This is a genomic window from Bacteriovorax stolpii (assembly GCF_002872415.1).
Lineage (GTDB): Bacteria > Bdellovibrionota > Bacteriovoracia > Bacteriovoracales > Bacteriovoracaceae > Bacteriovorax > Bacteriovorax stolpii.
The window spans coordinates 3,793,037-3,810,309 of record NZ_CP025704.1 but is presented as its reverse complement, the minus strand read 5'-3'; the positions used below and the strand labels follow the sequence as shown (position 1 = coordinate 3,810,309).

The 17,273-nt window shown below is 39.6% G+C and carries 18 protein-coding genes; all 18 read left to right on the top strand.

Annotated features, from left to right (window positions below; genetic code table 11):
* Positions 1 to 191: 191 nt before the first annotated feature.
* The 18 genes from rpmH to C0V70_RS18835 all read left to right on the top strand — a co-directional run bounded on the left by rpmH (position 192) and on the right by C0V70_RS18835 (position 17,270).
* Positions 192 to 344, top strand: a complete 153-nt coding sequence (gene rpmH / locus C0V70_RS18920; protein ID WP_102245429.1) for a 50S ribosomal protein L34 — start codon at positions 192 to 194, stop codon at positions 342 to 344.
* Between the two features lie 6 nt (positions 345 to 350).
* Positions 351 to 728 (top strand): ribonuclease P protein component, encoded by a 378-nt coding sequence (gene rnpA, locus C0V70_RS18915; RefSeq protein ID WP_102245428.1) that lies wholly within the window; start codon positions 351 to 353, stop codon positions 726 to 728.
* On the top strand, positions 728 to 943 hold the full coding sequence (gene yidD, locus C0V70_RS18910) for a membrane protein insertion efficiency factor YidD (protein WP_102245427.1): 216 nt from the start codon (positions 728 to 730) through the stop codon (positions 941 to 943). Before rnpA ends, yidD begins: the two co-directional genes overlap by 1 nt.
* Before the next feature lie 30 nt (positions 944 to 973).
* On the top strand, positions 974 to 2,455 hold the full coding sequence (yidC, locus tag C0V70_RS18905) for a membrane protein insertase YidC (RefSeq protein WP_102245426.1): 1,482 nt from the start codon (positions 974 to 976) through the stop codon (positions 2,453 to 2,455).
* Positions 2,456 to 2,478: 23 nt separating this feature from the next.
* Entirely contained in the window at positions 2,479 to 4,083 is a 1,605-nt protein-coding gene (locus C0V70_RS18900) for a tRNA modification GTPase (protein ID WP_102245425.1), read from the top strand.
* Positions 4,084 to 4,189: 106 nt separating this feature from the next.
* A complete protein-coding gene (mnmG, locus tag C0V70_RS18895) occupies positions 4,190 to 6,043 on the top strand; it encodes a tRNA uridine-5-carboxymethylaminomethyl(34) synthesis enzyme MnmG (RefSeq protein ID WP_102245424.1) in 1,854 nt (617 codons plus the stop codon).
* Positions 6,044 to 6,051: 8 nt separating this feature from the next.
* Positions 6,052 to 6,690 carry a 16S rRNA (guanine(527)-N(7))-methyltransferase RsmG gene (locus tag C0V70_RS18890; protein WP_102245423.1) on the top strand — a complete coding sequence of 213 codons (639 nt, stop codon included), beginning with the start codon at positions 6,052 to 6,054 and terminating at the stop codon, positions 6,688 to 6,690.
* Positions 6,691 to 6,742: 52 nt separating this feature from the next.
* Complete coding sequence (locus C0V70_RS18885) at positions 6,743 to 7,633, top strand: ParA family protein (RefSeq protein WP_102245422.1); 891 nt, start codon at positions 6,743 to 6,745, stop codon at positions 7,631 to 7,633.
* A gap of 12 nt (positions 7,634 to 7,645) precedes the next feature.
* Complete coding sequence (locus tag C0V70_RS18880; protein ID WP_102245421.1) at positions 7,646 to 8,584, top strand: ParB/RepB/Spo0J family partition protein; 939 nt, start codon at positions 7,646 to 7,648, stop codon at positions 8,582 to 8,584.
* A gap of 65 nt (positions 8,585 to 8,649) precedes the next feature.
* Positions 8,650 to 9,000 carry a bactofilin family protein gene (locus tag C0V70_RS18875; protein WP_102245420.1) on the top strand — a complete coding sequence of 117 codons (351 nt, stop codon included), beginning with the start codon at positions 8,650 to 8,652 and terminating at the stop codon, positions 8,998 to 9,000.
* Between the two features lie 134 nt (positions 9,001 to 9,134).
* Entirely contained in the window at positions 9,135 to 9,578 is a 444-nt protein-coding gene (locus C0V70_RS18870; RefSeq protein ID WP_102245419.1) for a F0F1 ATP synthase subunit B family protein, read from the top strand.
* Positions 9,579 to 9,586: 8 nt separating this feature from the next.
* The gene (locus C0V70_RS18865; RefSeq protein ID WP_102245418.1) at positions 9,587 to 10,135 is read left to right on the top strand and encodes a F0F1 ATP synthase subunit B; all 549 of its coding nucleotides are present in this window, start codon (positions 9,587 to 9,589) and stop codon (positions 10,133 to 10,135) included.
* 11 nt (positions 10,136 to 10,146) lie between these two features.
* Complete coding sequence (locus tag C0V70_RS18860) at positions 10,147 to 10,686, top strand: F0F1 ATP synthase subunit delta (protein WP_102245417.1); 540 nt, start codon at positions 10,147 to 10,149, stop codon at positions 10,684 to 10,686.
* Between the two features lie 31 nt (positions 10,687 to 10,717).
* On the top strand, positions 10,718 to 12,226 hold the full coding sequence (gene atpA / locus C0V70_RS18855; RefSeq protein ID WP_102245416.1) for a F0F1 ATP synthase subunit alpha: 1,509 nt from the start codon (positions 10,718 to 10,720) through the stop codon (positions 12,224 to 12,226).
* Positions 12,227 to 12,251: 25 nt separating this feature from the next.
* Positions 12,252 to 13,121: an ATP synthase F1 subunit gamma gene (gene atpG / locus C0V70_RS18850; protein WP_102245415.1), complete on the top strand. Its 870-nt coding sequence runs from the start codon at positions 12,252 to 12,254 to the stop codon at positions 13,119 to 13,121.
* A 10-nt stretch (positions 13,122 to 13,131) separates the two neighbouring features.
* Entirely contained in the window at positions 13,132 to 14,550 is a 1,419-nt protein-coding gene (gene atpD / locus C0V70_RS18845) for a F0F1 ATP synthase subunit beta (protein WP_102245414.1), read from the top strand.
* Between the two features lie 18 nt (positions 14,551 to 14,568).
* Positions 14,569 to 14,994 (top strand): ATP synthase F1 subunit epsilon, encoded by a 426-nt coding sequence (gene atpC / locus C0V70_RS18840; RefSeq protein ID WP_102245413.1) that lies wholly within the window; start codon positions 14,569 to 14,571, stop codon positions 14,992 to 14,994.
* A 125-nt stretch (positions 14,995 to 15,119) separates the two neighbouring features.
* Complete coding sequence (locus C0V70_RS18835; protein ID WP_102245412.1) at positions 15,120 to 17,270, top strand: hypothetical protein; 2,151 nt, start codon at positions 15,120 to 15,122, stop codon at positions 17,268 to 17,270.
* Positions 17,271 to 17,273 lie beyond the last annotated feature (3 nt).

Below are 17,273 nucleotides of genomic sequence, written 5' to 3'. Positions count from 1 at the left end.
TATTAACTCCGAAATACCGTGTGTGTGAAATGCGAGTCGATTTTGTAGCATGGCCCCAAAGTTGTCAGCAATAAAACATAATTTTACATTTTCTTACACGTAACGCGCGTTGTTTATTATTGACCTTTCGATAAAGAACATATATTCCTATCTCTCCATTTATTTATCAAGCATAGAAGAAGGATAGCTGTATGAGCAAAAGAACTTGGCAACCAAAGAAGTTAAAAAGATTAAGAGTACATGGGTTTCTTAAGAGAATGGCAAGCCCAGGTGGAAGAAGCGTACTAAATGCTCGTAGAGCAAAAGGTAGAGCTCGCCTAACGGTATCTTCAAGCACTAAGTAATATCTTGTGGCCGATAATAAGTTCGAAAAAAAATTTCGACTGCTATCGGCCAGTGATTTCGAAGAATTAAAGGTCGGCTCTTCTTCTTATAAAAAAGCCTCACTTATCATTTACTACAAAAAGAATTCTTTCAATTTATCAAGAATCGGACTCTCTATTCCCAAAAAAATCGGCAAGTCTCACGATCGCAATCGCTTGAAGCGCTTGATTCGAGAATTTTATCGTACATCTCCTTATAAATTTTTAGGTTACGACATTTTATTTGTTGTTTCTTGGTCGAGAAATCTTCTTCCTGAATCTACAGAGACAAAAGAAGAAGTTTTACATAAGAATTTGCGCGAATTTTTTAGCTTCTTAGAAGATGAAAAACTAAGGAGCAACTAATGAAGTTTATTGCTATTAGTTTGATTCGTTTTTACCGCTATTTTATTTCACCACTACTTGGCCCTAAATGTCGCTTTTATCCAAGCTGTTCGGAATATTCAAAAGAATGTTTCGAGAAGTTTCCAATAGAGCGTGCAGTATGGTATTCAGTACGTCGAATTAGTAGATGTCATCCCTTCTGTGATGGCGGGCATGATCCCGTCCCAGAGAAGTAGTACGTCTATCATTATTTTGGAGTTAATTTCATGTTCAACCAAGACCAAAAACGTGCGTTTATCGCTGTTCTTCTTTCGGGGATCGTCCTCTTTGGATGGCAGTATTATTTCGCTCAAAAAGCACCTGCTCCGGCAGCAGTAACGACTCAACCAGTGGCGACAACAACTGATTTAAAGGAGCAACCGAAGACTGAAAATCCGGCGACTCTATCAGCTGGAACAGCAGCGGCGGCAACACCAGCTGCACCAATTACAATTCAACCTTTCACTCTTAAGCGTGATCAATATGAGTTCACACTTACGAATGATTTAACAGTTACTGATATGAAAAACCCTAACTCGGTTTTTGATTTCAAATCACTTACAGATTCTCCAGCTCCTCTGAAACTTCAAGTGGTAACAGACTACGGAGCAACTGATCTTCTTTTCCAAATGGAGCAACAAGGTCCTAATAAAATCGTAGGAACAAACCAAAATTTTGGTGTAACGTTTGAAGCTTTCATTAAGGAAAACGGGCGTGTTCACGTAAAACTTTCTTCACCGAAAGAATTTAAATACCGCCTGATTTTCGATGCTCGCCCAATGAAATCTGACAGTGGACAAATCCGTCACTTTTCAGTCCTAACTAAAGATGTAAAAACAATTGAAGTTTCAAAAGATAAAGAAAACGACGGAAACGTAAATTGGATGGGAACTGATTATAACTTCCACCTTTTTGCTTTCGTTTTCCCAAAGGAAACTCCAGCTCGTTATAAGACAACTGAAGCTGGACAAATGTTAGTTGAAATCCCAAATGCTTCTAAAGAATTCTCAGGAGACCTGGTTTTCACTAAGAAGAATTACGACGAGCTAATCGCTTTAGGGGACAATCTTAAACTTGCAGTAGATTTCGGATTCTTCGCAATCCTTGCAGTGCCAATGTTAAGAGCACTTCAATTCATCTATAAATTTATCCCGAACTACGGTCTAGCGATCATTCTTGTAACGATCCTTATTCGTCTGATTACTTTCCCTCTTCAGTACAAGTCGTTTAAATCGATGAAAAAGATGCAAACGATCCAGCCTGAACTGGCAAAGATCAAAGAAAAGTTCAAAGATGAACCGCAAAAAATGCAAAAAGAGACAATGGACCTGTTCAAGAAGGCCGGAGCTAACCCACTATCAGGGTGTCTTCCATTACTTCTTCAAATGCCGTTTTTCTTCGCTATTTACCGCGTTCTTTATAGTGCTGTAGAGCTTGTAGGTGCTCCATTCTACGGATGGATTCACGATCTAAGCTTACATGACCCGTTTTACGTTCTTCCGCTTTTAATGGCCGGAGCAATGTTCGCACAACAAAAGATGACGCCGACAACGACTATGGACCCAACACAAGCTAAAATCATGCTTTTCATGCCTGTGATTTTCGCTTTCATTATGAAAGGGCTCCCAGCTGGTCTTGTTCTATACATTTTCGTATCGACGACTGTAGGTATTTTCCAGCAGATGATCGTTTACAAGATGGCCGATTAGGTTTTCATAGTATATGAAGCCTTATGAATTTTTTTACCGATGATCAACCTATAATTGCTTGCAGTACTGGAACTAGTTCCAATACTGCAATTGCAGTTATCAGACTTACTGGTTTCAAAAAACTCCTCGATCTTCAAAAATTTTTCTCATTCTCCCTCGAAAAAGTTAAGCCTCGCATGTCTCACCTGACAAACATCGAATCAGATGGAAAAGTCTATGATAATGGCCTGATGGTTTTTTTTCCTGAAGGGGGAAGTTACACCGGGGAAAATGTCCTGGAGCTATCGGTCCACGGAAACCAGCTCAATATTCAAAGAATTCTTGATCTTTTCATCAAAAATGGAGATTTCCGTGCGGCTCATCCGGGAGAATTCACTTATCGTGCTTTAAAAAATAAAAAACTGAGCCTTTCTCAAGTTGAAGGTTTGGATATGCTCCTGAATGCAAACTCAAGCCTGATGCTTTTGCAAGGTTTAGATATTCTGCAAGGGGATTTGCATGCCCAATACCTGGCCCTATATGATGCCTTTTTAAAACTGAAGGCTGCCGTAGAAATTTCAATCGATTTCTCAGAGGATGTAGGGGCAGAAGAAACTCAAAAGTTATTCCAGGATTCATTCAATAAATTCTTTAAACTAATTTCTGCTCTAAAGACTCGCACAGAAGGGAATGTTTCTTCTCTTTTAGCTCCGGAAATTGTCCTAGTGGGGCAGACCAATGCAGGGAAAAGCTCCCTTTTTAATATTCTTTTAAAGCACGACCGTTCTATTGTCTCAAATATCGCTGGGACCACTCGCGATTACGTTTCTGAAGTGATTCATATCGATGGGACCAATTTTAAGCTGGTCGATACGGCCGGAATTCGTGAATCGAGCGACGTGATTGAAAACATCGGAATCGATAGGGCCATGGGGATTTTGGCCCGTGCTTTTTATAAAATTTTGATCGTAAATCCTTACGAAACTAATCCTGAATATTTGAAGAAATTTACGGATATTGATTTTGATTTTTTAGTCGTTTCTCACTCTGATAAAAGCGATTTTTCATCGATCGTAGAGGAGATAGATTTCTCTCTCATTAAGACAAAATTTGTAGCAAAAGCGACATTCGAAAATAGAGATTTTGGTTCTATAGAACCACTTACTATTTCTGGTCCTATGGGACCACTTTTGACAAATTTTGGTCCTATAGAACCACTTTCGAAAAACAATGGTCCTATAGAACCACTTTCGAAAAATATTGGTCCTATAGAACCACTTTTGAAAAATATTGGTCCTATAGAACCACTTTTGAAAAATAATGGTCCTATAGAACCAGGTCCGACAGGACCGCATCCCAACTTTGAACAGAGTGCCCCTATAGAACCATTTCTAAAAGCGCACATTCAGCAAAAATTTGAAAAAATGACGGCTAACAACCCGATATTACTCGATAGGCATCGTACGGTAATCAATAAAATTTATAGTAAATCCGTCGATTTTTCAAATAATATCAATGAGTTAGATGACGTAGCCATTCTTTCTTCAGAGGTCAATATTCTAGGACATTCGCTTACAGAGCTTATTGGAATTGTCTCTCCAGACGATGTACTTAATTCAATCTTTGCGAATTTTTGTATTGGGAAGTAGCCAAAAACCTTGCGTTAAAGTAATAGTGATGGCCAGAACTCTTTAACTAGCTGGTAAAAATGCTTCGCATTTTTTCTGGCCATTGTTCTACGTGGAACAAAAAATTATGAATAATTCTTTCGATATTTTAATCATTGGTGGCGGTCACGCTGGAAGTGAAGCCGCATGGATTTCATCGCAGTTCGGACTAAGGGTTGGTCTGATTTCTGGTCCCGGAGCAAGTCTTGCTTCGACTCCTTGCAACCCAGCCGTTGGCGGAGTGGGGAAGGGGCAAGTGGTTCGAGAGATCGACGCCCTTGGCGGAATGATGGGAATTGTCGCCGACAAAGCCGGCATTCAATATAGAACCCTGAATGAGTCAAAAGGCTTTGCCGTTCAATCAACAAGAGTCCAAGTCGACAAAGAACTTTATACGAAATATGCCGAAGAACTTCTCTCGACTCAGGAGAATTTAACGATCATTCGCCAGATGGTGAAGGTCGTAAGAAATGAAGATAAATTCATTATTGAAACTGAAGAGGGAAATACCTTCTCAGCTTCAAAGGTGATCGTTACGACAGGAACTTTTTTAAATGGGAAGCTTCACACAGGAGAAGAACAAACTCTTGGCGGAAGAGTAGAGTGTAAGCAATCTGTAGGTCTGAACGATTTATTTTCTGAAATTAAAACTCTTCCAAATAGATTTAAAACCGGAACTCCTCCGAGAATCGATAGAAAGACGATCGATTATTCTAAACTCGAGCCCCAAGAGAGTGACTTCGGTACAAGAAACTTCCACTCCATGAGTGAGCCGTTCTCTAGAAACTCTGAACAGATTTCAATGTATCTCACGAGGACAAATTCAGAAACTTTAAGCATTATTCGTGCAAACAAAGAAAGATCTCCCATTTTCAATGGGCAGATCAAGGGAATTGGGCCTAGATATTGTCCTTCTATTGAAGATAAGGCCTTCAGATACACAGAAAAAGACGTTCACCACGTCTTTGTTGAGCCAGAAGGATTAAATCTAGAGACGATTTATCCAAATGGAGTCTCGACTTCGCTACCAAAAGATGTTCAGGAAAGCTTTATTAGAACTATTTCTGGTCTTGAAGAAGCAAAAATTCTCGTTCACGGCTACGCCGTTGAGTACGATGTTGTCGATACGTCTGAACTTTCTCGCTTAATGGAGTATAAATCTATTCCAGGACTATATTTTGCGGGACAAGTTTGTGGGACTTCTGGATATGAAGAGGCGGCAGGGCAGGGAATTATCGCTGGAATTAATGCTTCTTTGGCTTTTTTAGGAAAAGAATCACTCATTTTAGATAGGAATGACTCTTATATTGGAGTCATGATCGAAGATTTGGTCACGAATAAAAGAGATGAACCTTATAGACTCTTTACTGCGAGATCAGAAAACCGCCTTTACGTGAGAGAAGATAATACAATCCAGAGAATGAATAAATACAGAAAGGCGCTTGGATTAAGCGGAAAACTGGATTATTTCCAGGAAAGCATCCTTGATGAAATCACAATTCTGGAAAACTTAATCGAAACGACGATGTTTTATGCAACAACGGCAGAAACAAAAGAATATTTCGCTGAAGTAGGGTACGGATCACTTGAAAGCAATATTAGCTTCAAAGAACTTCTTCGTCGCCCGAATCTAAATCCAGTTCAAGTTCTAATGAACGAAACACTGAGAATGGGTGCAAGTTTTCATCCGGACGTTGTTCGAACTGTGGCAATCGCGGCCAAGTATGAGGGCTATATTGATAGGGCCGTCATTGAAAGTGAAAAGATTAATCGTATGAGCAAAAAGAAGATCAACTGGGAAGTCCTGGCTGAATCAAAAAACATCTCTTTTGAGTGCAAACTCAGAATCAAGCAAATCAGGCCGGAAACTTTCGGTCAATTGCAAAGAATTGAAGGAATCAGACCCGCTACCCTAGCATACGTGGCCGGAAACCTGGTTTAGGAAAAATAATGAAAGAATTCGCTAAAAAATACCTCGATCTTTTGACTGGTGAGTTTGCCGGGATCAATTTAACAAGAATCGATTCGCCAGAAGAGTTTTACCAAAAACAGATCGTAGACTCAGTCCTTCCAGAAACAGAGAGCAAGGTTTTCAAAAACTGTCTGGAAAAAACAAAAATCCTGGTGGACGTTGGTTTCGGGGGAGGGTTTCCCATCCTACCTTTGGCCTTCACGAATCCGGATAAAAAATTCTTGGGATTTGATGCCCGCGCAAAAAAAGCTCAGGTCGTTCAAAAAATCGCAGACACTCTTGGTCTAAAAAATGCCAAGCTAAAACATCAGCGCTTGGAGACTGTGGACTTCGATGTCGATGCCATGATTACTTTTAAGGCCGTGGGAAAAGTGGCGGACTATTTACCGATGATCCGCACAAATAAAACCGTCTACGTTTTTTTCTATAAAGGACCAAACTTTTATGAGCTGGAAGATGTCGAAGAACTTCTGGAAAAAGATTGGGAGATGATTGAAGAAAAATCATACGATGTGCCAGGAACTGAAGGACGCATCCTGTTAGGGTTTAAGAATAGAAAAGTTCTACGTGGAACAATGACGAAAGAAAAAATTATTAAACTTTCATCGTTACTTTAAGTGAAAAAAAAGTTATAAATATCGTCTAAATAGTCAAAAAGGGGACCCATAAATGGCTAAAATTATTGCGATGATGAACCAAAAAGGTGGAGTAGGTAAAACAACTTCATCAGTTAATCTTGCGGCGTGTCTAGCAGTAGCTGAGAAAAGAACTCTACTAATTGACCTCGATCCACAAGGAAACGGAAGTCTAAGTATTGGTTTGGCAAAAGAAACATTTGCTGGAAAAAATATTTACCACGCTCTAATCGGGCAAATTGATATTAAAGAAGCAATTTACCACAGTGAACTTCCATATTTTGATATCTGTCCTTCTGATAACAACCTTTCAGGAGCAGAAATTGAACTAGTGAGCTTATTTGCTCGCGAATCAAAACTAAAACAAGCTTTCAAATCAGTAGATAAAGACTACGACTATATCATTATCGACTGTCCTCCTTCTCTAGGACTTTTAACAGTGAACGCACTAAATGCAGCTCACTCTTATATTGTTCCAATGCAAACTGAATATTTAGCAATGGAAGGTCTGGCGCAGTTATTAAATACTGTTCGCTTAATCAGAACATCTCTCAATCCAAACCTGGAGTTAGATGGAATTCTTCTTACTATGTTCGACTCGAGATCAGGTCTACATAAGCAAGTAGCAACAGAAATTAAAACTCACTTCGGTGATACAGTTTTCAAAACGATCATTCCAAGAAACGTAAAACTTGCTGAGTGTCCTTCATTCGGAAAACCAGTCATCCTTTACGATATTGAATCAAAGGGCAGTGAAGCCTACCTAGCATTGGCCAAGGAAATTATTCTTAAGGAGCGTACTAAAGGTACAGTTGCTCCAGTAAAAGAAGTTGGCGAAGAAAAACCAGCAGAAGATTTAATCATGAGTTCGATTCCGGATCTTGAGAAAATCAACTTTGATGAACCACCAGCTTTTGAACAATAAGGAATAAAAACAATGGCAAAGAAAATTGCATTAGGTAAAGGGATCGCATCACTTCTTCAGGACGCAGCTCCTGCACCAGTGGTGAACAACACTTACAACGCTCACTTTGGAAATGAAAACGCTCCAGCTGTGCCGGTGGAAAAAGAAATCGAAATCAGAGTAGAGAACACTCCACTTCTAGTTGATATTGGCGCAATTAAAACAAACCCGAATCAACCTAGAAAAATCTTCAAAGAAAAAGATCTTGAAGAGCTTGCAGAATCAATTAAAGAAAACGGAATCATTCAGCCGCTAATCGTTGCTGAATTAGATAACGGTGAATATGAACTTGTAGCCGGAGAAAGAAGACTTCGCGCTTCGAAAAAAATCGGATTAGAACAAGTTCCAGTTGTCGTGAAGAGAGCTACTGATCGCGAGAAGATGATCATGTCGATCATCGAAAACGTTCAGCGCTCTGACCTTAACTGTGTTGAAGAAGCTCTTGCTTACTATCAACTAATGAACGAATACAAGCTGACTCAAGAAGACGTAGCAAAAAAGTTGGGTAAAGAAAGATCGACAGTCGCGAACTTCCTTCGCGTGCTCAATCTTCCAAGGCCAGTTATCGATCTTCTTCAGAAAGAAGTTTTATCTTTTGGTCACGCTAAAATCCTGGCCTCTGTTAAAGAGCGCGAGGATGCCATTAGACTCGCTAACGAAGCCGTAGCTAAGTCATGGTCAGTCCGTGAGTTAGAACAGGCCCTAAAGGCCAAAAAACCGCTTAAAGAGAAAGACTCTAGAAAAAATCCATTTTTCGATGAAAAACTTGATCAATTTAGAAAGACTCTTGAGCAGAAAACAGGATTCCATTACTCGCTTACAAGTGGCAAGAATGGATCGGGGACTATTTCACTTAAATTCTCTAATGAGGCAGAATTTAACGATATTTATGAGTTCCTACTTTCAAAGTAGAATTAAATGACATGAACTAATAAAGTGGTCCTATGGGACCACTTTTTATTTGAGGAAGCATCGTTATGGAAAGACGTCGCGGGGAAGTTTCAGCAATTATCGAAGAAGGGTGTAAGTTTGAAGGAAATTTATCTTTCAACGGCACGGCCAGAATTGCGGGGATCGTCAACGGTTCAGTTTTTTCTAACGACACAGTCGTCATTTCTGAGGGCGCTGTAATTAACGCAGATATTAACGCAAACATTATCATCATCGCCGGTTCCGTAAAAGGGAACATTAAGGCCAGCTCACGTGTTGAAATTCTTAAGCCTGCCCGTTTTGAAGGCATTATCACTACACCAAGTCTTATTGTGGAAGAGGGCGTTATTTTCCACGGAACGACCAAAATGCGCGATAAAAAAAACACTCAGACCTAGTGCGCGATAAAAGCGTATAACCTTTAAATTACCTTGACGAAAACCCGCTAAAACATTATCAATTAGTGGAAAAAATTATCAGTTCAATTCAATAAATATTTTATTGCTAAAAAGAAAACGGGGTTTTCATAACCATGAACACGATTGTCACTATTTTAAACTCACTTAAGATCGATGCTACTTTCCTTGTCCAATTTGCTTTATTCGTCGTTTTCTTCAACATCATTGCACCACTTCTGTTCAAGAAGCTTCAAGAGGTTTTAGATCTTCGCGAGAGCAAGACAACAAAGTTAGAATCACACGCTCACCACATCTACAAACAGGCAGAAGACCTAGCTGAGCAATACAAAGGTTCAGTAGAAAAAACTCACCAAGATTCACAAGCAATCGCTTCAAAGAAGAAAGCTGAAATTCTTGCAAAAGAAAAAGAAATTCTTAATGGCGCTGAAGAGAAGATGAGCTCAGACTATGATGCTAAGAGATCAACTCTTCTAAAAGAAATTGCTGAGAAAAGAACTGCTGTTATGGCAGAAGCTGAAAAACTATCTAACAATCTCGTAGAAAAATTAACTAAGTAAGGAATTAAATGAAAGTTAAAGCTTTTTATTCATTTATGTTCATCATCATGAGCAACGTGGCTATGGCCGCTAGTGAAGGTGCTCATCACGAACCATCAATTAAAGACCTAATGTACCCAGCTATTAACTTCATCGTTCTTGTTGGTTTCCTTGTGTGGAAATTAAAAGGGCCGATGAAAGATATGTTCGATAAAAAATCAGCTGACATCCAAAGCTTGATGACGTCTGCTGCTCAAAAGAACAAAGACGCTGAAGAGAAACTAAAAACTCTTCAAGCTAAAATGGCTAATCTTCCAAGCGAACTTTCAAAAATTCAAAAAGATTATGAGAGCGATGTTGCTAATTTCATCACAACTCAATCGGAAGAAACTCAATCAGTGATTGCTCGTGCAAAAAGAGATTATGAAAATAAAATCGAAGGCGAGAAAAATGAACTTGTTGAAAAACTTAACGAAGATTTACTTAACAGCGTAATTGCTAAAACTCAGCAAACAATCAACGGATCTGGCGACATGAAAAAGAACGCTACATCTAAGATTGTTTCAGCATTAAGATAGGTAGCTAGCCAATGAAAGAACAAATCATCGCAAAAGCTTATGCTCAATCAATCGTTGAACTTGGCGAAGAGCTAAAGTTAGACCTGGTTGGTGAACTTACAAAGCTTACAGAAGCAATTAACAAGAGTAACGATCTTGAAACACTTCTTTTTCTTGAAGTGTTTACTGCAGAAGAAAAACTGGGTGTATTAAATGAAGTAATGAAGAGACTTGGTCTATCTCAGATCACGGTAAACTTCATGCAATTCCTTGTTCAAGAACAAAGAATTGGTTTAATGCCAATGATCTTCAAAGATGCAATCGTTATCGACGATCACAAAAAAGGATTCCTAAGAGGAACAATTGAAGGGTCTGAAGATTCAATTCCAGCTGACGTTAAAGAAAAGCTAAAAGCTTACCTTCAGCAAAAGCTTGGAAGAGAAGCAATTCTTGAATACAAAAAATCAGGGAACGTAACAGCGGGATACAGAGTAACTGTTGAAGATCTTCAGTTAGATGCATCTCTAGAAAACCAACTAGAACAATTTAAAGACAGTGTTTTAAATTCATAATAGCCCAATAAAAAGGACTAAGAGGTAAAAAATGGCAATGAATCCAGAAGAGATTACAAGTATTATCAAAGAAAGAATCTCAAACTTTCAAACTAGACTTCAAGTAGATGAAGTTGGAACTGTATTAACTGTTGGGGACGGGATCGCGAGAGCTTTCGGTCTTAAAAACGTAATGAACGGTGAGCTTGTTGAGTTCGAATCGGGCACAACAGGAATGGTTCTTAACTTAGAAACTAATAACGTTGGTATCGCCATTCTTGGGGAAGATACTCAAATTAAAGAAGGGTCTTCTGTAAAGAGAACTGAAAGAATCGTAGAGGTAAAGGTTGGGGACGCTCTTCTAGGAAGAGTTGTAAACGCAATCGGAGAGCCAATCGACGGTTTAGGTGAAATCAAGTCTAAAGAAACTCGCGTAGTTGAACTTAAGGCCCCAGGGATCATCGCTCGTAAATCTGTTCACGAGCCACTTCAAACTGGTCTTAAAGCTATCGACTCTATGATTCCAATCGGACGTGGTCAGCGCGAGCTTATCATTGGTGACCGTAAGACTGGTAAAACAGCAATCGCTATCGATACAATCATCAACCAAAAAGGTAAAAACGTAGTTTGTGTTTACGTAGCCATTGGACAAAAACAATCTACAGTAAGACAAGTACAACAAAAGCTAAAAGATGCTGGTGCTCTTGAGTACACAATCATCGTTTCAGCTACTGCATCTTCTTCTGCTCCAATGCAGTTCCTTGCTCCATACACTGGTTGTACAATGGGCGAGTACTACAGAGACAGCGGCCGTCACGCAGTTATCATTTATGACGATTTAACAAAACAAGCACAAGCTTACCGTCAAATGTCACTTCTTCTTCGTCGTCCACCAGGACGTGAAGCGTTCCCTGGGGACGTATTCTTCCTTCACTCAAGACTTCTTGAGCGTGGATGTAAACTTAACGACGAACTTGGGGCTGGTTCATTAACAGCACTTCCAGTTATTGAGACTCAGGAAGGTGACGTTTCTGCATACATTCCTACAAACGTAATTTCGATCACAGATGGTCAGATCTTCCTAGAGTCGGATCTTTTCAACTCTGGTATCCGTCCAGCTGTAAACGTTGGTCTTTCAGTTTCACGCGTAGGTGGATCTGCTCAAATTAAAGCAATGAAAAAAGTTGCTGGTACACTTCGTCTGGATCTAGCTCAGTACAGAGAGCTTGCAGCTTTCGCAGCTTTCGGATCTGACCTTGATGAAGCGACTAAGAGACAGCTAAACAGAGGTGAGAGACTAGTTGAACTTCTAAAACAAGATCAATACGCTCCAGCTGACGTTATCGACCAAGCAGTAGCAATCCTTGTAGCAACAAAAGGTCTATTCGACGTTGTTCCAACTCCAAAGGTTAGAGTAGCTGAAAAAGACGTTCTTGAGTTCTTACACTCTAGACATGGCGATACAATGAAAGAAATTTCAGCAGCAAAAGAAATTAAAGCTGATGCTGAAGCGAAAATTCTAGAAGCTGTTAAAGGTTTCTTAGCTACTAAAAAATACTAAGAGATAAAATTAGGAATTAATAACAATGGCGAATATTAAAGAGCTTAAAAAGAAGATTAAGGGTACCAAAAGTACTTCTAAAATCACGCAAGCGATGAAGCTCGTTTCGGCCGCAAAATTAGCGAAAGCTCAAAACAACATTTTGAACTCTCGTCCATACGCTCGCGAACTTGAAGAAACAATTAAAACGGTTTCTGCTCTTGTTCAGAGTTATGACAATGAGTTTTTAAATGAAAAGAAAGACAACAACAAGGCCATCCTTCTTGTTATCTCTTCTGATAAAGGTCTTTGCGGTTCGTACAACTCACAGCTTGCTAAGAAAGTTAGAAGATTTCTTGATGAAACAAATCAAGACGTAAAAATTTACTTCATTGGGAAAAAGGTTAGAGATCTTCTGGCAGCTACATACAACAAGGGAAAGACTTACACTTTCAATAAGTCTGAACCTACTTTCATTGAAATGGAACAGGTTGGTGTTGAGCTTTCAGAGATGTTTAAATCTGCAGAAGTGGGCCACGTTTATGTAGCTTACAACGTTTTCCAATCAGCTATCGCATTTGATCCAACGGTAAAACAACTTTTACCAATGACGTTAGATGTAGCTGAGAAAGAACAGTTAAAAGAGAAGTTTCCATTCGATTTCAAGTACGATCCAAATCCGACAGAAATCCTGGACACTCTAATTCCTCAAACGTATATCAGCACGCTATACACGGCACTTTTAGATGCTGTAGCAGCTGAGCACGGGTCGAGAATGAGTGCAATGGACTCGGCTTCTTCGAACTGTAAAAAAGCAATTAAAACGTTATCAATTAAGATGAATAAACTGAGACAAGCAGCGATTACGACAGAGTTATCTGAAGTAGTGTCTGGTGCTGAGTCTCTGAAAGGTTAAGGGGTCACCAATGTCTGAAAATTACGGTGTTGTAAAGCAAGTAATGGGACCGGTACTAGACGTTGAATTTTCTAACGGGAAAATTCCAGCGATCTACAACGCTCTCAAGTTAACAAACAAGACGATCTCGAATCAAGAATGGAACCTGACTGTTGAAGTATCTCAACACTTAGGGGACAACATGGTTCGTTGTATCGCGATGGACTCTACAGAGGGTCTATCGAGAGGACTAAAAGTTCTTGATACAGGTAAAGCGATCCAAGCTCCTGTTGGTAGAGAGTGTTTAGGAAGAATTATTAACGTTATCGGTGAGCCAGTTGATGAAGCTGGTCCAATTAACGCTAAGAAGACTTACGACATTCACAGACCAGCTCCTGGATTCGATAAGCAATCAACAAAACTAGAGCAGTTCTATACAGGGATTAAAGTAATCGACCTTCTAGCTCCATACGTTCGCGGTGGAAAGATCGGTCTATTCGGTGGTGCCGGTGTAGGTAAGACAGTTCTTATTCAAGAGTTAATTAACAACATCGCTACTCAACACGGTGGATACTCAGTATTTGCTGGTGTAGGTGAGCGTACTCGTGAAGGGAACGACCTTTTCCACGAAATGACAGAGTCTGGTGTAATTGCAAAAACTGCACTGGTATTCGGTCAAATGAATGAGCCACCTGGAGCTCGTGCACGTGTTGCTCTAACTGGTCTTTCAATGGCGGAATACTTCCGTGATGAAGAAAACCAAGACGTACTTTTCTTCGTTGATAACATCTTCCGCTTTACTCAAGCAGGATCTGAAGTATCAGCGCTACTAGGACGTATTCCATCTGCCGTAGGATACCAACCAACACTTGGTACTGAGATGGGAGCTATGCAAGAGCGTATTACATCGACAGTAAATGGATCGATTACATCTATCCAGGCCGTATACGTACCAGCGGACGACTATACCGATCCAGCTCCAGCGACTACGTTTGCCCACTTAGATGCAACGACAGAACTTTCAAGACAGATTGCTGAGCTTGGAATTTACCCAGCGGTAGATCCACTTTCATCTTCTTCTTCGATTTTAACTCCAGCTATCGTTGGTGAAGAGCACTATAACGTTGCTCGTGGTGTTCAGAAGATTCTTCAAAAATATAAAGAACTTCAAGACATCATCGCCATCCTTGGTATGGATGAACTTTCTGAAGAAGATAAGCTAATCGTTGGACGTGCTAGAAAGGTACAAAAATTCCTTTCTCAGCCATTCTTCGTAGCTGAGCAGTTTACTGGTCTGAAAGGTAAGTTCGTTGAAATCAACGATACGATTAAAGCTTTCAAAGCTATCCTTAACGGTGAAGTAGATGATCTACCAGAACAAGCTTTCTACCTAGTTGGTGGTCTTGATATGGTTTACGAAAAAGCTGCTCAAATTAAGGCTGGAAAATAATTTTAAGTAGGAAGGAACATGAAATACTACACAGTTGATATTCTTACGCCTTCTAAAATTATTGCGAAAAGCATTCCCGCTGAATCGTTGCTAATCCCAACGGTTCGCGGGCAGATCAACGTTCTTGAAAACCACACTCACATCGTGACGAAACTATCGACTGGTGTGCTTACAGTTTTTGGTGGACCTGATTACGCTGATAGAAACTTCCTTGTTTCTAACGGTGTTTGTAAAATTTTAGAAAACAAGATTACCGTTCTTGCAAATACTGCAGAAGAAAGCACGGACGTTAATGTTGAGAGAGCGAAACTTTCTCTTCAAAACGCGGAAGAGAAACTTAAAAATACGGAAGGTCTATCTCTTGAAGAGATCGACGAGTACGTACAGAAAGCTGAGAGAGCGAAACTCCGTATCCAGCTTGCTGAATTTACCAGACCACGCTAATCCATTATTTGAGTACTCATGAGCTTTTGGGCTTGTGAGTACTCAATATTTTACTGAAACCGCTAGGCAAAACACGCACTTTTCTTGCAACCCCTCTGAATCAATTTAAAATTTAACAAATAACTATGACGAAAAAATCAGTTTTTGTTAAATCGTGCTCGGCCCTTATTGCGACTACTTTTGTAGTAGGTGCTTACACGTATTCACAAGAGCGTTTTGAGCCTAAAAAAGTCGATTTCACGGCTTTTAAAAATGCAGCCAATAACATTGCTTACCTTTCAGAAAAAAATGAATTAAAGGCCGCTAAACCTGTTGCAGATGTGACTGGCGATATCGTTAGAACAATCGAAAAAGAAGTGAGGGGAAAAATCCTTCATTCTCGTTACGCCCTTAAAGCAGAAAAAATTAAATACCAGATGATCGCGAAAAACTGGAATGACATCAAACCAGAATTTGCAGCGGTTGATATGAAGCTGGATGAAGTTCTTTTAAAGAGCATCACATCGACAGATTCTGTGGGTGATTTTGAAATCAATAATAAAGAGTTGATCAAGCTTTATGGCTTTTCAGCAGAATCTTTAAGATATGAAACTTTTGCGGGTGCAGAACTAGCAAGCTATGAATCTTCAGAAATCGTAAATGATGAAGTCAAAACAGCTCAGGCCTCAACAGCAACACAAGTTTTAGATGAAGTTATTAAAGATGAAGTCAGCGATGCTGTGAGTACTCAAAATGCTGAACCAGTGATGGCCGAAGCAGAAACACCGGCAGCTGGAAACGATGAACTGGTGATGTTTGACTACTCAGAGAAAGACGCTGCACCGGCAGAGGTAGCAAAAGTTCCTGAATATAAAGAAGGGTTTAAAAAAACTTTTGATGCTCCGATTTCTAACTCAGTAAAAGAAGCAATTGAAAGAGCTGTTCACAAGAGTCCAGCCGTTGCTTTCAATATGAATACTCAAAAGAAAAAATCTTTCGAAACAACGACAAATACAGACGAGCTTGAAAAAGCAATGAATAACGAAGACAACCTGGTCTTTGATTACTCACAACAAGCACAAGCAGCACTTACAAAACCAGTGGCTACTAATGATGAAGGCTCACAGGCCTCAGCTTTCACAGCAAGCAATAATGATGTGACTACTCAAGCTGAATTCATCATCAAAGCTCGCGAGATCAACCTGAATACTCAAAAATCACGTCAGGCCTTTGGATACGAATTTGTTCCAGACTATGATAGAAGTGAAAGAGCTGATGATCAGGCAACTGGAGAAATCAAACTTGGATACTCACTTTCTGGTGACGTGAATACTCAAACGGGTGTGGTTCAGTCACACGGACTGATCCCAACAAGAGTTGAAATCAATCTTCTTAATAAAGGTATGAATGTTCCGCTTATGAATGAGGCGGGTATTCAATCTTTCTTACAAAAGAAAAAAGCTGACGTGGTTGGAAACCTGTTAATGGTAGCGGTTGACCCAAGCATTTCTGATGTGGAAATTGATTCAGATTACCAATACAAGTTATTCTTCTCGCAAAATTTCAAGATGCTTGAATCTAAAGAGCAAGCTTCTTATGTACTTTTCCTTGGTGTAAAAACAGGAAATATCCTTCTGAGATACTTACTTGATAATAAAGAGATAGCTCAGAAAATCGTTTATGTGGGCGATGGTGAGATGTTCTTTGAAGACGCTGATTTCGTAAATACAAAGAGAGAAATTTATACATTTACAACAAGAAGCCTTCTGGGAAGAAAAGTAAAAGAGCTAAACATCAACGGATCAGACGTTTCTTTTTATGGAACAAAAACGACAGCGAAAAAGAAGGCTCTGAACGCTTACGAAATCAAAGTTCCAGAGCTTGTGAATAACTCGAGAAAATATTTAGAGTTTAAACACCTTGGAAATAGCCTGTTTGTAGGAACTGAAAGTGCCACAGAAATCGAAATTCCAGGTAAAGACTTTATTGGAAAAGTTTTAGATGCCAACGATCTAAGCGAGCTTGGTGAGCGTTGTATGGTTCAAGTGAACCTTACAAAAGACCTTCGCGATATTAAAGCTAACGGTAAAAACAAGAGCGGTGAAATGTTTGTGGAAACAAGCTTCTTAGACCGCGATGGAAACTTCTCAAGAGATAATTCTGAATTATCTGAAAAAGTATTTATTTCAGGTGATATGGAAGGGATCTTCAACGTGCGTCTGGACTATACAGACGGATCTAGCGACTTCTTAAAGACTTTCTGTTCTGAAGGTTCGTATCTAATCGAGCAACTTTAATTT

Excerpts from the sequence above, each read along its gene's own strand:
- atpA (WP_102245416.1), top strand. The coding sequence starts at position 10,718 with ATGGCAATGAATCCAGAAGAGATTACAAGTATTATCAAAGAAAGAATC.
- atpD (WP_102245414.1), top strand. The coding sequence starts at position 13,132 with ATGTCTGAAAATTACGGTGTTGTAAAGCAAGTAATGGGACCGGTACTA.
- C0V70_RS18870 (WP_102245419.1), top strand. The coding sequence starts at position 9,135 with ATGAACACGATTGTCACTATTTTAAACTCACTTAAGATCGATGCTACT.
- C0V70_RS18900 (WP_102245425.1), top strand. The coding sequence starts at position 2,479 with ATGAATTTTTTTACCGATGATCAACCTATAATTGCTTGCAGTACTGGA.
- C0V70_RS18890 (WP_102245423.1), top strand. The coding sequence starts at position 6,052 with ATGAAAGAATTCGCTAAAAAATACCTCGATCTTTTGACTGGTGAGTTT.
- rpmH (WP_102245429.1), top strand. The coding sequence starts at position 192 with ATGAGCAAAAGAACTTGGCAACCAAAGAAGTTAAAAAGATTAAGAGTA.
- C0V70_RS18875 (WP_102245420.1), top strand. The coding sequence starts at position 8,650 with ATGGAAAGACGTCGCGGGGAAGTTTCAGCAATTATCGAAGAAGGGTGT.
- C0V70_RS18885 (WP_102245422.1), top strand. The coding sequence starts at position 6,743 with ATGGCTAAAATTATTGCGATGATGAACCAAAAAGGTGGAGTAGGTAAA.
- C0V70_RS18860 (WP_102245417.1), top strand. The coding sequence starts at position 10,147 with ATGAAAGAACAAATCATCGCAAAAGCTTATGCTCAATCAATCGTTGAA.
- mnmG (WP_102245424.1), top strand. The coding sequence starts at position 4,190 with ATGAATAATTCTTTCGATATTTTAATCATTGGTGGCGGTCACGCTGGA.
- atpG (WP_102245415.1), top strand. The coding sequence starts at position 12,252 with ATGGCGAATATTAAAGAGCTTAAAAAGAAGATTAAGGGTACCAAAAGT.
- yidD (WP_102245427.1), top strand. The coding sequence starts at position 728 with ATGAAGTTTATTGCTATTAGTTTGATTCGTTTTTACCGCTATTTTATT.
- atpC (WP_102245413.1), top strand. The coding sequence starts at position 14,569 with ATGAAATACTACACAGTTGATATTCTTACGCCTTCTAAAATTATTGCG.
- C0V70_RS18865 (WP_102245418.1), top strand. The coding sequence starts at position 9,587 with ATGAAAGTTAAAGCTTTTTATTCATTTATGTTCATCATCATGAGCAAC.
- C0V70_RS18880 (WP_102245421.1), top strand. The coding sequence starts at position 7,646 with ATGGCAAAGAAAATTGCATTAGGTAAAGGGATCGCATCACTTCTTCAG.
- yidC (WP_102245426.1), top strand. The coding sequence starts at position 974 with ATGTTCAACCAAGACCAAAAACGTGCGTTTATCGCTGTTCTTCTTTCG.
- C0V70_RS18835 (WP_102245412.1), top strand. The coding sequence starts at position 15,120 with ATGACGAAAAAATCAGTTTTTGTTAAATCGTGCTCGGCCCTTATTGCG.